The organism is Shimia ponticola (assembly GCF_007995215.1).
Lineage (GTDB): Bacteria > Pseudomonadota > Alphaproteobacteria > Rhodobacterales > Rhodobacteraceae > Shimia_B > Shimia_B ponticola.
In genome coordinates, this window is the sequence record NZ_VCDK01000003.1 from 1,143,065 (window position 1) to 1,156,281 (window position 13,217).

At 59.5% G+C, this 13,217-nt stretch carries 12 protein-coding genes; 7 read left to right on the top strand and 5 right to left on the bottom strand.

Going from position 1 to position 13,217, the window contains the following annotated elements; all coding sequences use genetic code 11:
- Positions 1-35: 35 nt before the first annotated feature.
- The gene (locus FE702_RS08965) at positions 36-914 is read right to left on the bottom strand and encodes an RNA polymerase factor sigma-32 (protein ID WP_147125904.1); all 879 of its coding nucleotides are present in this window, start codon (positions 912-914) and stop codon (positions 36-38) included.
- Positions 915-1,007: 93 nt separating this feature from the next.
- Between FE702_RS08965 and cobU the strand changes: the two genes are divergently transcribed.
- The 4 genes from cobU to FE702_RS08985 are packed head-to-tail and all read left to right on the top strand — an operon-like array spanning position 1,008 to position 4,592.
- Entirely contained in the window at positions 1,008-1,538 is a 531-nt protein-coding gene (gene cobU / locus FE702_RS08970; RefSeq protein ID WP_147125905.1) for a bifunctional adenosylcobinamide kinase/adenosylcobinamide-phosphate guanylyltransferase, read from the top strand.
- Positions 1,535-2,110 (top strand): histidine phosphatase family protein, encoded by a 576-nt coding sequence (locus FE702_RS08975; protein ID WP_147125906.1) that lies wholly within the window; start codon positions 1,535-1,537, stop codon positions 2,108-2,110. Before cobU ends, FE702_RS08975 begins: the two co-directional genes overlap by 4 nt.
- A 58-nt stretch (positions 2,111-2,168) precedes the next feature.
- The gene (locus FE702_RS08980; RefSeq protein WP_147125907.1) at positions 2,169-3,038 is read left to right on the top strand and encodes a glutathione S-transferase; all 870 of its coding nucleotides are present in this window, start codon (positions 2,169-2,171) and stop codon (positions 3,036-3,038) included.
- Positions 3,039-3,083: 45 nt separating this feature from the next.
- Positions 3,084-4,592 (top strand): YifB family Mg chelatase-like AAA ATPase, encoded by a 1,509-nt coding sequence (locus FE702_RS08985; protein WP_147125908.1) that lies wholly within the window; start codon positions 3,084-3,086, stop codon positions 4,590-4,592.
- On the opposite strand, the gene gshB is transcribed toward FE702_RS08985, so the two are convergent.
- From gshB to rsmI, 3 genes are all read right to left on the bottom strand, one after another.
- Positions 4,589-5,524 (bottom strand): glutathione synthase, encoded by a 936-nt coding sequence (gene gshB / locus FE702_RS08990; RefSeq protein WP_147125909.1) that lies wholly within the window; start codon positions 5,522-5,524, stop codon positions 4,589-4,591. The genes FE702_RS08985 and gshB overlap by 4 nt on opposite strands.
- A gap of 90 nt (positions 5,525-5,614) precedes the next feature.
- The gene (locus tag FE702_RS08995; protein WP_147125910.1) at positions 5,615-5,983 is read right to left on the bottom strand and encodes a YraN family protein; all 369 of its coding nucleotides are present in this window, start codon (positions 5,981-5,983) and stop codon (positions 5,615-5,617) included.
- A gap of 6 nt (positions 5,984-5,989) precedes the next feature.
- Positions 5,990-6,850: a 16S rRNA (cytidine(1402)-2'-O)-methyltransferase gene (gene rsmI / locus FE702_RS09000; protein ID WP_147125911.1), complete on the bottom strand. Its 861-nt coding sequence runs from the start codon at positions 6,848-6,850 to the stop codon at positions 5,990-5,992.
- A gap of 118 nt (positions 6,851-6,968) precedes the next feature.
- On the opposite strand from rsmI, the gene FE702_RS09005 reads away from it, so the two are divergent.
- Genes FE702_RS09005 through murJ form a run of 3 tightly spaced genes read left to right on the top strand, consistent with a single transcriptional unit; the run spans position 6,969 to position 12,495 of the window.
- Positions 6,969-8,168 (top strand): penicillin-binding protein activator, encoded by a 1,200-nt coding sequence (locus FE702_RS09005; RefSeq protein ID WP_147125912.1) that lies wholly within the window; start codon positions 6,969-6,971, stop codon positions 8,166-8,168.
- Between the two features lie 39 nt (positions 8,169-8,207).
- The gene (locus FE702_RS09010; RefSeq protein ID WP_346722154.1) at positions 8,208-10,937 is read left to right on the top strand and encodes a [protein-PII] uridylyltransferase; all 2,730 of its coding nucleotides are present in this window, start codon (positions 8,208-8,210) and stop codon (positions 10,935-10,937) included.
- Between the two features lie 13 nt (positions 10,938-10,950).
- Positions 10,951-12,495: a murein biosynthesis integral membrane protein MurJ gene (murJ, locus tag FE702_RS09015; protein ID WP_147125914.1), complete on the top strand. Its 1,545-nt coding sequence runs from the start codon at positions 10,951-10,953 to the stop codon at positions 12,493-12,495.
- A gap of 6 nt (positions 12,496-12,501) precedes the next feature.
- On the opposite strand, the gene FE702_RS09020 is transcribed toward murJ, so the two are convergent.
- Positions 12,502-13,176, bottom strand: a complete 675-nt coding sequence (locus FE702_RS09020) for a rhomboid family intramembrane serine protease (RefSeq protein ID WP_147125915.1) — start codon at positions 13,174-13,176, stop codon at positions 12,502-12,504.
- Positions 13,177-13,217 lie beyond the last annotated feature (41 nt).

Here is a 13,217-nt window from a genome sequence, read left to right on the forward strand (position 1 = left end):
AGGTGCGCGACGCAACTAGGGTCTTGCTTGGGTCGTTAGGCGAAAAATTCGTGGACTTCGCGGCTCTGGTTTTCCAGCGACTTGCGCATCTTGCCAAAGGCGGCCGCCTCCAACTGACGGACACGCTCTTTGGACAGACCCAGCTCGTTGCCGAGGCTTTCCAGTGTGCGTGGGCTGTCGCGCAGCTTGCGCTCGCGAACGATGAATTGCTCACGCTCATTCAGAGCGCTCAGCGCGGTGACAAGCCAGCCACGCAGGGTCTCGGTGTCGTGTTCAGCTTCGACGCGCTCTGCTGCCTGTTCGCTGTCATCCTCGAGCGCATCAATCCATTCGCGGCCTTCATCTTCTACCGATTGGGTCGCATTAAGCGAAAAGTCCGACCCGGCCAGACGGCCTTCCATCATTTCGACGTCGTGCAGCGGCACACCAACCTCGGTCGCAATCATCTGACGCATTTGATGCTTATCGAGCGGCATACCAGCAGTTGCCGCTTCACGCTCCAGCCGGGCTTGGACGCGACGCATGTTGAAGAAGAGGGATTTTTGCGAGGATGTCGAACCGGTCCGCACCATCGACCAATTGCGCATCACATAGTCTTGGATAGAGGCTTTGATCCACCACACCGCGTAAGTCGAAAAACGGACGCCACGATCCGGGTCAAATTTGTCAGCGGCCTTCATCAGGCCCAGACCTGCCTCTTGGATCAGGTCGTTCATCGGCGCGCCGTAGCGCTTGAACTTGGCAGCCATCGAAATGGCGAGGCGCATGTAAGCGGTAATCAGGCGATGCAGGCTTTTCTCACATCGTTCGTCGCGCCACGCATAGGCCAGTCGCAATTCTGTCTCGGCATCCAACAGTTCGGCACGCATTGCTGTGCGGGACAAGGAGTGTTCTGAAAAACCATCAAGCGCCATAGTTTAACCCCCAATTGGCAAAGGTCTGTGGCAGACCCTTTGTTTGTGCTGTTATCGGGGTTACGCAGCGTCGCCGGGAATGGATCAATAAAGATGAAAAAAAAGTTGCCGAACCGAACGCTCGTTTTAGGTGGGGCGAGTTCCGGAAAAAGCCTGTGGGCAGAAAACCTGACCAATTCCTACAACTTGCCCAAACATTACATCGCAACGGCGCAAGCCTTTGATGACGAGATGCGCGCCAAGATCGACCAGCATAAACAGCAGCGCGGACCGAACTGGGTCACACATGAAGCACCTTTCGATGTCGCGGCCGTTCTTTCCACGATCCCATCGACGGACGTTGTACTCTTGGACTGCCTGACGCTCTGGTTGTCGAACCAGTTGCTCGCAGAAACCGATCTTGAGAAAACGTGTGAAGCGCTGATCTCTGCCATCAGCGCCTGTCCCGCTCCGATCATCATGGTCAGCAATGAGGTTGGTCAGGGCGTCGTGCCCGAAAGCCGTCTTGGTCGCGCCTTTCGTTCAGCGCAAGGTCGGTTGAATCAACAGCTCGCCACATTGTGCGATCCGGTTGTCGTCGTCATGGCCGGGCTACCTCTTGCGCTCAAGGGAGAGTTGCCATGACCACGTTTTATTGGGTGCGCCACGGGCCGACACATCAAAAGAACTTTACAGGCTGGCGCGATGTGCCAGCGGATCTGAGCGATACCGACGCCATTGCCCGCCTTGAACGCTATTTGCCACAGGATGCCATTGTCATTTCATCGGACCTTTTGCGAGCGAGGACGACGGCGGATGCCATTCAGGGCCAGCGGCAGCGATTGGGCCATGATGCCAACCTGCGTGAGTTTCATTTCGGTGACTGGGACGGGCTGCACTTTTCAGAAGTTTCAGAGCAGCATCCCGAGTTGTCACGCGCCTATTGGGAGCGCCCCGGCGATGTTGCACCGCCTAATGGAGAAAGCTGGAACCAAGCTGCCGCGCGGATCAACACCACGGTTGATCACCTGATAAAGACGTTCCCGGGTCAGAATATCGTAGCCGTGGCCCATTTCGGGGCCATCCTGACACAGGTCCAGCGAGGCCTCGGCGTCACCGCCTATGAAAGCCTTGCCCACAAGATCGACCCGCTCAGCGTGACGCGCGTGGCACTCGGGGACCGCCCCGTGGTGGATCCGATCAATCACGCCCCGTGATACCTGAGGCCTCAAATCGGAATTCGATCCGCAGGATTTTCGCGATTAAAGTCTTGGCATGACATACGATCTTTATATTGGTGACCGGACATTTTCTAGCTGGTCCATGCGCGGATGGCTCATGCTGCGCGCATTCGACATCGCTTACAACGTACACATGGTCGGGCTTTATGGTGGGACCATGGCCGACGACCTTGCGCCGCTGGCTCCTGCACGATTGGTGCCCGTCCTGAAAACGCCCGAGGGCTTTGTATTGCAGGACACGTTGGCCATGGGCGAGACCTTGCATGAACGTCACCCTGAGGCGGGACTGTATCCAGCCGACCCGGCCCAACGGGCTTTTGCCCGCTGGATCACGGCGGAAATGCATTCGGGGTTTGGTGCACTGCGCGGGGCATGCCCGATGAACCTGGCTCATGGTTGGGCTGATTTCGAAGCCAGCGACGCGGTGAAAGCGGATCTTGAAAGGATAGAAACGCTTTGGGCCACGGCGCGCGGAATGGCGAGTGACGGTCCTTGGCTCTTTGGGGCCTATTCGCTTGCGGATGTGTTCTACGCGCCTGTCGCCGCGCGTATCGCAGGCTATGGCCTGCCTGTTTCGGAACAGGCGCAGGCCTATGTCGACGCACACCTGTCGGACCCTCTGTTCCGGCAATGGCGCGCAATGGGTCTGACGAAGTCCTATGATCCGATGCCCTATCGCGAGGCCAAGACGGAAAGCCCATGGCCCGGACCTAAACGCCTTCCGGCGCGCGCTGTCGAAACCGGTCCGTCGGAAAACGATGCCTGCCCCTATTCAGGCAAGGACGTGACCCATTTCATGGAACTCGATGGCCGCATCTTCGGGTTCTGCAATGCGTTCTGCCGGGACAAGACCGTCAATGATCCGGCCACATGGGATAAATTCATGGCCATTTACCAATCATAAACCAAGCAGCGGCTAACCGTTAACGGATGTTAACGGGAGGCTGCCATGGTGGCGATGGCCTATACGGTGGCCTTTGAAGGGGTCGAGGCGCGGCGCGTTGAAGTACAATGCGCCGTCACGCCGGGGCTGCCGGCCTTTGGCATTGTCGGCCTGCCCGACAAGGCAGTCAGCGAAGCCCGTGAACGGGTGCGCGCGGCGTTGTCGGCAATGTCCATTGCGTTGCCGTCCAAGCGGATCACGGTGAACCTATCGCCTGCGGACCTGCCGAAGGAAGGGTCACATTTTGACCTTCCCATCGCGCTGGCATTGCTGGCGGCGCTCGACATGATCCCGAAGGATGAGGTCGAGCAGACAGTCGCTTTGGGAGAGTTGTCGCTGAACGGTGATCTTGTGCATGTGGTCGGCGCACTGCCCGCCGCCATGGCTGCGGCAGAGGATGACCGGCGGCTCTTGTGTCCGAAAGCCAGCGGCGCAGAGGCCGCATGGGTCGGCGGGACCGAAGTCATCGCGCCCGCCACTTTAGGCGAAGTGCTCCGCCACTATACCGGGCGGACCCCACTGACACCGGCAGAACCCGGCGAGGTCACAGGCCACGCCCATGCGCGCGACCTGCGCGATGTCAAAGGTCAGGAACGCGCCAAACGGGCGCTCGAGATTGCAGCTGCGGGACGTCATCACCTGTTGATGGTCGGCACACCGGGCTCTGGCAAATCAATGCTTGCGGCGCGAATGCCCGGGATCCTGCCCCCCCTAAGCGCGGCCGAAGCGCTTGAGACCTCGATGATCCACTCGATCTCGGGCCTTTTGGATGACGGAGGCATTTCACGCATACGTCCATTTCGAGAGCCGCATCACACAGCCTCCATGGTCGCAATTGTCGGCGGCGGGCGCGGGGCCAAGCCCGGTGAAATCTCGCTCGCGCATAACGGCGTGCTCTTCATGGATGAGTTTCCGGAATTTGCACGCACGGTTCTTGAAACGCTGCGCCAACCCATTGAGACCGGGTCGGTCATGGTCGCCCGTGCGAATGCCCACGTGCGTTACCCGTCGAAGTTTCTGCTGGTGGCGGCCGCCAACCCTTGCAAATGCGGGTACCTCTCCGATCCAGAGCGCGCCTGCGCGCGCGTTCCGCATTGTGGAGAAGATTACATGGGCCGCATATCAGGGCCACTGATGGACCGCTTCGATCTGCGGGTCGAGGTGCCGCCGGTGGCCTTCAGCGATCTGGATTTGCCACCGAGCGGCCCCAGCAGCGCAGAGGTCGCGACCCGCGTGCGAGCCGCCCGCGATGTGCAAACCGAGCGCTTTGAGACGGTCGACGACACCCGTGTAAACGCAGATGCCGAAGGACAAGTTTTGGAAGAAATCGCTCAGCCCGACACTGAAGGCCGGGACTTGCTTGTGAAAGCAGCGGACCGATTTGGGCTGTCAGCGCGCGGCTATCACCGGGTCTTGCGGGTCGCACGCACGATTGCCGATCTGGACGGCGCAAAGACCGTCAGGCGTCCTCATGTCGCCGAAGCCATCAGCTTTCGCCTGACAATGGCGGCCTAGCTGCGCTTGGCTTCGATGGCTTCCCAGATTTTCTCTGCGATGTTCACGCCATCAAAGCGCTCAAGCTCTTGAATGCCTGTCGGAGAGGTCACGTTGATCTCGGTCAGCCAATCACCGATGACGTCGATGCCTACAAAAATCTGTCCATTGTCGCGTAGTTTTGGCCCGATGATTGCGCAGATTTCGCGTTCGCGGTCGGTGAGCCCGATCTTTTCAGGACGACCGCCCACATGCATGTTCGAGCGCGTTTCGCCCTTGGCCGGGACGCGGTTGATGGCTCCGACGGGTTCGCCATCGACAAGGATGATGCGTTTGTCGCCTGCGCTGACATCCGGCAGGAATTTCTGCGCAATCAGAGGTTCGCGGTTCATGCCGGCAAACATTTCATGCAGGGATGCAAGGTTCCCGTCTTCGGGCGTCAGCCGGAACACACCGGCCCCACCGTTGCCATAGAGCGGTTTGACGATAATGTCCCCGTGCCGTTCGCGGAAATCACGCAGCGCCTCAAGCGACCTGGCAACCATGGTCGGCGGCGTCAGATCCTGAAACTCCAGCACAAGCAGCTTTTCGGGAAAGTTGCGGACCCAGAACGGATCATTCACGACCAGTGTTTGCGGATGCACCATCTCAAGCAGATGTGTCGTCGTGATATACCCCATATCGAACGGCGGGTCCTGACGCAGCCAGATCACATCAAAACTGCTTAATTCACGGGTTTCGCGGGCACCAAAGGTGACATGGTTGCCCTGTTCACGGCGCAGCGTCACCCCATGACCGGTTGCTGACACGGTTCCGCTATCAAAGATCAGATCATCGGGCTGATAGACAAAAACGCTGTGACCTCGCGCCTGCGCCTCTTCGGCCAATCGAAAGGAGCTGTCCGCGTCAATGTTGACCCCTTCGATCGGGTCCATCTGAAATGCCACCTGCATGACGCGCTCCTGTCCGTTTCCCGGCAGTGATGGCGCAAGGGTGCGTGAACTTCAATGCCAAGGCTATCTGCATTGACGCACAACAGCTTTTCAAAGTTGGGTTGACTCATAACTCAGCGCGCCGAAGAGCACGAGCACCTGTCCATGGGCATCAACTGCAGCCACATCGCAGGTCACATCCGTATTCAGGCCTTTTGGCGTTGAGACCAAGAATTCAAGCATCGTGGCTTCGATCCGGCGTGCCTGCGCGGGGCTAACCCGTGCCATTGCGGCGGCAAAGCTGCGGCTTTTTTTGACTTCGACAATTGCGAAGCGCTCCTGCCGTTGAAAAATCAGGTCGATTTCACCGGCTTCGCCTCTCCAGCGTTGCGCGACGGGCAACCATCCGTCGCGGCGATAGTGGCGGATGACAGAGTCTTCTCCTGCCAGCCCGGCAAGGTAGGAGACCAGTCCGCTCATGCGGGATTATCCATCTGACTTCATGTCCAAAGCGATCTGGTACACCTGACGGCGTGGCACACTGAGCGAGCCCGATACAGCCGTTGCCGCATCCTTGATGCGCATTGTTTCAAGCGCGGTCTGCAGCGCGGCACGGATCATGTCGTCGGTCACCTCTGTCGTTTCGGCGCGTCCGATCAGGACGACGCATTCGCCCTTGGGCGGTGTCGCGCGCACGCTGTCCAGCACATCTTCGGCGCGGCCATGGCGCACCTCTTCAAATCGTTTGGTCAGCTCACGACACAGCGACACTGGCCGCTCGCCCCCGTAGACTTCGCAGATGTCGGTTAACAGATCCTCAACACGGCCCGGAGCTTCGTAAAGGATCAAAGTCGCAGAAAGGTCTCGTAGCCCCATCAACGCGGATTGGCGCGCAGCCTTGGCGTTGGGCAGAAACCCGGCAAAGTGAAACTGATCGGTCGGCAAAGCAGACAGTGAAAGCGCGGTGATCACCGCGCTTGGCCCCGGCGCAGTCGTCACAGCCAGACCCGCCGCCCGCATTTCGGAGGCAAGGTGATATCCCGGATCAGCGATCAAAGGCGTTCCGGCGTCTGACGCGTAAGCCACGGACCTCCCGGAGCGGACATGCTCAATCAGCTTTGGGCGCATCTCGGACCCGTTGTGGTCGTGATAGGGCAGAACACGGCGTCCTTCCAAAGGGATGCCGTGTATCTCCATCAGCTTGCGCAGATTGCGGGTATCCTCGGCAGCAAGAACATCGGCAGACGCCAAAACATCGAGTGCCCGCAATGTGATGTCGCGGGCCGATCCGATGGGTGTCGCGACAAGGTACAGTGCAGGGGCAAGTGTTTGCTGACGGAAATTCATGACTCGACCCCCTCTGGGACATCCTTATTATGCGCTCAGGCTGGCGCTGTGGGGGCACCGGCATGACTTCGGGCACCCATCACCTAACCTAAGGGGCCTGATCAACGGGGGTTTGTTTATGTTTGCTGTTTTTCATCGACTGCGCAACGTCGTGCGCGGTGTCGTCGGGGTCGCGGGGGTCGGGCTTCTTGCCGCCTGTGATCCGTCCGCGCTGAACCTGCCCAATCCGGGCGGCGCGCCAAGCGGACCTGCCGTTGACACCACCGAGCCTGTTCAGGTCGCGCTTCTTGTGCCCAGCGGGTCGGGCGTAGCAGCACTTGACGGTATCGCCGTCAGCCTTGAAAACGCAGCGAAATTAGCCGTCTCAAGCCTGAATGGCGTAGAGGTCGACCTGCGCGTCTATAGCACTCAGCGCAATACGCAGGTGGCCGTTAATGCAGCCGCGCAGGCTATGAATGACGGCGCGGACATCATTCTGGGGCCGCTTGACGGTGAGGCCGCGGCAGCTGTCGGGCGCACGGTCGCAGGGACCGGAACGCAGGTGCTCGCGTTCTCGAACAACACGGCCATTGCCGGTGGCAATGTGTATCTATTGGGTCAGACGTTTGAAGACTCTGCGCGCTCGGTGGCACGCTTTGCTGCCGAACAGGGAAAATCCAAAGTGGTGCTCATCCATGCCCGCGATGTGGCTGGCGAAGCAGGTCGCGCGGCCGTTGCCAAGGCCGTCGCCGAGTCAGGACTGACGCTGAGCGGTGTGGCGGGCTACGAACCATCCCAAGCCGGGGTTTTTGCGACTGCCTCATCCGCGGCCGCAACCGCGCGCAGCAGCGATGCAGACGCGCTCTTTTTGACGTCGAACGCGGCCGGCGCGCTGCCGATCTTCCTCGAACTTTTGCCCGAGCGTGGGTTGGGTCCAGATGCGATCCAGTATCTGGGTTTGAGCCGCTGGGACAGCGATCCGCGTTTGTTCTCACTGCCCGGTGCCAACGGCGCATGGTTCGCCATGCCCGATCGGGCCCGCGACGCGGCCTTTAAGGCGCGCTATGCCGCGACCTATGGCAATCAACCGCATATCCTTGCCAGCACGGCCTTTGACGGCATCGCCGCAATTGGCGCGCTTTGGGCGCAAGGCGGCAACGACCCGCTGGGCTCCGCGTCTCTGACACGCAGTGCCGGGTTCCAAGGTGCGACCGGCATCTTCCGGCTACGCACTGACGGAACGAACGACCGCGGCTTGGCAATCGGGACGATCCAAGGGGGACAGGTTCAGACATTGCAGGCTGCGCCGACCAGCTTCGGGCGCGGGTTCGGGTTCTGATCAATGGGAATTGCTTGGCGGTTGACGCCCCATCCGAACATGGCCGTCCCCGCCGAGCAGTTGTTTCCGGCTGACACCTTTTTGGCAGCTCTCCACGAAGAGCTGCCAACCTTGCCTGACGACAAGGCACGCCGCGCGCGCGCGGTTGAGATGCTTCTGCAAGCGAAGACATTTGCGCATCAGGCCATCGCCGATGCTCTGGCGACGGCCCCTTTGGATGCACGCGCCGCAACAACTGCCTACACCTATCTGACCGATTGTCTGGTGATGGTCATCTACGACGTCGCCGTCACCTACTTGCAGAAGCCTGGGTCGGATGACCCTGCCTTTTCCATCATGGCTGTTGGTGGATACGGCCGGGGCGAAATGGCGCTGCATTCCGACGTCGATCTGCTATTCTTGATCCCCGACAAACGCTCGGGCTGGGCCGAACGCGTTGTGGAAACGATGCTTTATTTGATGTGGGACCTCAAACTGAAGGTCGGCCACGCAACACGTAGCATCAAGGAATGCGTCAGCCTTGCTAAAGAGGATTTCACGATCCGCACCAGTCTGGTCGAGTGCCGCACGCTCGGCGGCGATCAGGACATGCCGGTCACGCTGAAAGACCGCCTTTGGACAGACCTCTTCCGTTCGACGGCGTCGGATTTCATCGAAGCGAAACTGGAAGAGCGCAGCGCCCGACACAAGAAACAAGGCGGCCAGCGCTACATGGTCGAGCCCAATGTCAAAGAGGGCAAAGGCGGGCTGCGCGATCTGCAGTCGCTGTTCTGGATCGCCAAATACATCCACGGTGTCGGCGACGCCGCAGAACTTGTCCCTCTGGGTCTGTTCCGGCGCGAGGAATTCGACCGGTTCGTCCGCGCCGAGAATTTCCTATGGGCCGTCCGGTGCCACATGCACATCGCCACGGGACGTGCATCCGAACAGTTGACCTTTGACCTGCAGGTCGAGGTTGCTGATCGCATGGGATATGCAGATGGCAAAGGACGCCGCGCGGTCGAGCATTTCATGCAGGACTATTTTCGCCACGCTACACATGTCGGCGACCTGACGCGCATTTTCCTGACCGCACTGGAGGATGCACACGTCAAGACCGAGCCGATGTTGCTTGGCCTGTTCCGCCGCCCCAAAAAGGCGACGCCGCCCTATGCGATCAAACAAAACCGGATCACCATCGGTGACGTCGACGCGTTTCTGGCCGACAAGGTCAATCTGCTGCGCCTGTTTGGCGAAGCGATGCGTACCGGGACCCTGATCCATCCGGATGCAATGCGTGTGGTTGCCGCCAACCTGCACCTGATTGATTACGGGATGCAAAACGATCCCGAAGCGGTTCAGATCTTTCTCGAGACGCTGCTGAAGCACGGCAATCCGGAGCGCGCCTTGCGGCGGATGAACGAATTGGGCGTGCTCTCGGCATTTATTCCTGAGTTCGAGCCGATTGTCGCGATGATGCAGTTCAATATGTATCACGCCTACACGGTCGACGAGCACACCATCCAATGCGTTTCCACACTGGCCCAGATCGAACGTGGCGAGTTGGAAGAAGACCTTCCCGTGGCTTCGTCGATCCTGAAGGACGGGGTCAATCGCAAGGTCCTATACGTTGCCCTGCTGTGCCATGACATCGGCAAAGGGCGTCCAGAAGACCATTCGATCCTCGGCGCGCGGATCGCGCGGACCGTAGCCACACGTCTCGGCCTCAAAAAGAAAGAAGTCGAAACCGTTGAATGGCTGGTGCGCTATCACCTGCTGATGTCGGACATGGCGCAAAAGCGCGACATTGCCGACCCGCGCACCGTGCGGGACTTTGCCAAGGCCGTACAAACCGTCAAACGCCTCGATTTGCTGACGGTGCTCACGGTCTGTGACATTCGCGGCGTTGGACCTGACACATGGAACAACTGGAAAGCGGTGCTGATCCGCGCGCTCTATCGTCAGACTCGCACGGTCCTCGAAGAGGGAATGGAGGCCATCACCCGTGAGAACCGGGGTAACGAGGCCAAGAAAAAGCTGCGCGAAGCGCTCAGCGATTGGGACACAGCGGCCATCCGCAAGGAAACCAGCAGGCACTATGCCCCTTACTGGCAAAACCTGCATGTCACGGCGCACGAAGTCATCGCGCGCATGCTGCGCGAAATACCCGATGACGAAGTGCGGATTGATCTTCAGCCCGATCCCGAACGCGACGCAACGCGTGCCTGCTTTGCCATGCTTGACCATCCCGGCATCTTTAGCCGCATCACTGGTGCCTTGGCCCTTGTCGGTGCCGAGGTCGTCGACGCCCGCACATTCACCAGCAAGGACGGCTACGCGACAGCCGTGTTCTGGGTACAGGACAGCGACGAAACCCCGTTCGAAGGCCCCCGCCTGAAACGGCTGGAAACGATGATCCACAAATCACTAATGGGCGAAGTGGTGGCGCGCGATGCTTTGGCAGAGAAGGACAAGCTGAAGAAGCGCGAGAAACCCTTTGATCATCCGACGCACATCATTTTCGACAATGATGGCTCGGATATCTACACGCTGATCGAAGTCGACACGCGGGATCGCCCGGGGCTTTTGCACGATTTGTGCCGAACTCTTGCTGCCTCGAACATCTATATCGCCAGCGCGGTCATTGCGACCTACGGGGCGCAAGCGGTTGATACGTTCTATGTGAAGGACATGTTCGGGCTGAAGATTCACAACAAATCCAAACAGCAGACGCTCGAACGCAAGTTGCGCGACGCGATCATGTTGGGCGCCGAACGTGCACAGTCATAAGGCCCTCTGATCCATGCCGTCCAACCGACTGATCCGTGGCTTCATGACTGTGGGGTTGTGGACAATGCTGAGCCGCGTGCTCGGATTTGTCCGTGACATCTTCATAGCTGCGGCGCTGGGCGCAGGCCCCGTGGCAGATGCCTTTGTCGTGGCCTTTGCCTTGCCCAACATGTTCCGCCGGTTCTTTGCAGAAGGTGCTTTCAATACCGCCTTCGTGCCGATGTTCTCAAAAAAAGTCGAAGCACAGGACGAGGCGCGCGCCTTTGCTCAGGATGCGCTGACCGGTTTGAGTTTCGTGCTGATCATTTTCACCGTCATCAGCATATTCGCGATGCCTTGGCTGGTTTTGGCTATGGCGTCCGGTTTTGCGGGTGATGCGCGCTTTGATTTGACGGTGCTCTATGGGCGCATTGCCTTTCCATACATCCTCTTCATCTCGATTGCGGCTTTGCTGTCGGGCGTTCTCAACGCCCTCGGACGCTTTGTGGCAGCGGCGGCAGCGCCAGTCCTTCTCAACGTGATGTTTGTGGCCATCCTGAGCTTTGGGCTGTGGCAGGGATGGGATCCCGGTTTGACGTTGGTTTGGACGATTCCCTTTGCAGGTGTTGCCCAGATGGCCTTGCTCTGGGTCGCAGCGCGCCGCGCTGGCTTTACCTTGCTCCCGCGCCGCCCCAAGTGGACGCCGGAACTTCGACGGTTGGCGATCATCGCGGCCCCAGCTGCGTTGGCTGGGGGCGTCGTACAGGTCAATCTGTTGGTCGGGCGTCAGGTGGCCAGCTACTTTGAAGGTGCAAATGCGTGGCTGTACTACGCCGATCGGCTCTATCAGCTGCCGTTGGGCGTTGTAGGGATTGCCATTGGCATTGTGTTGCTACCCGACCTGTCGCGCAAATTGCAGGCCGATGACACCCTAGGTGGACAACAGGCCATCAGTCGTGCCGGTGAGATTTGCCTGGCTTTGACAGTCCCTGCCGCCGTTGCTTTGATCGTAATCCCCGATGCGCTGGTATCGGTCCTTTTCGAACGCGGCGCATTCTCGGAAACCGACAGTGCTGCCACGGCATTGGCCTGCGCCATCTACGGTCTCGGTTTGCCCGCCTTTGTGCTGCAAAAGGTCCTGCAACCGCTCTTTTTCGCACGTGAAGACACCCGCAGCCCGTTTAGATATGCCCTTGTTGCCATGGTCGTGAACGCGGGCATTGCCATCGGCCTTGCGCCCGTCATTGGCTTTATCGCCGCAGCATGGGGGGCAACGCTGGCCGGATGGGCGATGGTTGCGCTCTTGTGGTTTGGCAGCCGTGGCATGGGCGATGCGGCCCAGCCTGACACCCGGTTCTGGGATCGGTCATGGCGCATCATTCTGGCAAGCCTCGTGATGGGCGCGGTCCTATGGGGCGCCGACGCTGTGCTGCATGATATTCTGCGACTGCCAACCTGGCGCTACCTCGCGCTGGCGGCTTTGATCGCGATTGGCGGCGTGGCTTATGCCGTCGCTGGCCAAGCCCTTCGGGCGTTTACCCTGTCCGAATTGAAAGGCAGCCTGCGCCGGTCTGAATAGGGAGCGTTAATCCCTGCGCATCCGCGCGATCAGTCCGCCCGGACGCACCAGTGCCGCCAAGGCAAAGCCGATGAGGGCCCCAAAAAGATCGGCGATCCAATGCGGAGGACCGCCGAAAAGCAGGGCAAACAAAAGCTGAATGCCCATCAGAAACCCGATCAACTGAAACGCGCGTAGCTGGTTTTCACCCATTTCTTCCAGAGTGGTCGCCAGAATGTAGGAAAACGCGCCGATCAACCCGTAGGACCCGACCATCGCCCCTGCCAGTGGAAACTCGTCATTGATCACCAAGGCATACAAGGCAGCCGCCAGAGCCGATGACACGAAAAAGATCGCGACGGCCACCAGACCACCCATGGCCTCCCCGACGAATTTGCCGATGGCCAACACGAACACGACGCCAAAGATCGTTGCCGTGAAACTGAAATGCACGAGCGGATAGGTCAGAAACCGCATCAATCCGTCCAGCGGCCACTGACCATTTTGAAGCATCCATTCAAAATACCTGTCCGAGAACGCGTAGTCCTGCAGTGCCGCCGCACGCCAACCAACACCGGCCTGCCCGCCTAAAATGCCCTGTTCCGCAGCAAAGAACATGAGCTCGATCCCGCCAAGTGCGAGCGCAAGGATCGCCACGGGAGCAGGCAAAGGGTTAAATGCGGAGGGGTCGGAATGGCTCATGCTTCTGCACTTTCCTTGACGGGCTGACGTCCCCGGCATAA

Bases quoted from the DNA above. Each gene is read 5' to 3' on its own strand.
- cobU (WP_147125905.1), top strand. From the start codon at position 1,008: ATGAAAAAAAAGTTGCCGAACCGAACGCTCGTTTTAGGTGGGGCGAGT.
- FE702_RS08965 (WP_147125904.1), bottom strand. From the start codon at position 914: ATGGCGCTTGATGGTTTTTCAGAACACTCCTTGTCCCGCACAGCAATG.
- FE702_RS08985 (WP_147125908.1), top strand. From the start codon at position 3,084: ATGGTGGCGATGGCCTATACGGTGGCCTTTGAAGGGGTCGAGGCGCGG.
- FE702_RS08980 (WP_147125907.1), top strand. From the start codon at position 2,169: ATGACATACGATCTTTATATTGGTGACCGGACATTTTCTAGCTGGTCC.
- murJ (WP_147125914.1), top strand. From the start codon at position 10,951: ATGCCGTCCAACCGACTGATCCGTGGCTTCATGACTGTGGGGTTGTGG.
- FE702_RS08995 (WP_147125910.1), bottom strand. From the start codon at position 5,983: ATGAGCGGACTGGTCTCCTACCTTGCCGGGCTGGCAGGAGAAGACTCT.
- rsmI (WP_147125911.1), bottom strand. From the start codon at position 6,850: ATGAATTTCCGTCAGCAAACACTTGCCCCTGCACTGTACCTTGTCGCG.
- FE702_RS09010 (WP_346722154.1), top strand. From the start codon at position 8,208: ATGGCCGTCCCCGCCGAGCAGTTGTTTCCGGCTGACACCTTTTTGGCA.
- gshB (WP_147125909.1), bottom strand. From the start codon at position 5,524: ATGCAGGTGGCATTTCAGATGGACCCGATCGAAGGGGTCAACATTGAC.
- FE702_RS09005 (WP_147125912.1), top strand. From the start codon at position 6,969: ATGTTTGCTGTTTTTCATCGACTGCGCAACGTCGTGCGCGGTGTCGTC.
- FE702_RS09020 (WP_147125915.1), bottom strand. From the start codon at position 13,176: ATGAGCCATTCCGACCCCTCCGCATTTAACCCTTTGCCTGCTCCCGTG.
- FE702_RS08975 (WP_147125906.1), top strand. From the start codon at position 1,535: ATGACCACGTTTTATTGGGTGCGCCACGGGCCGACACATCAAAAGAAC.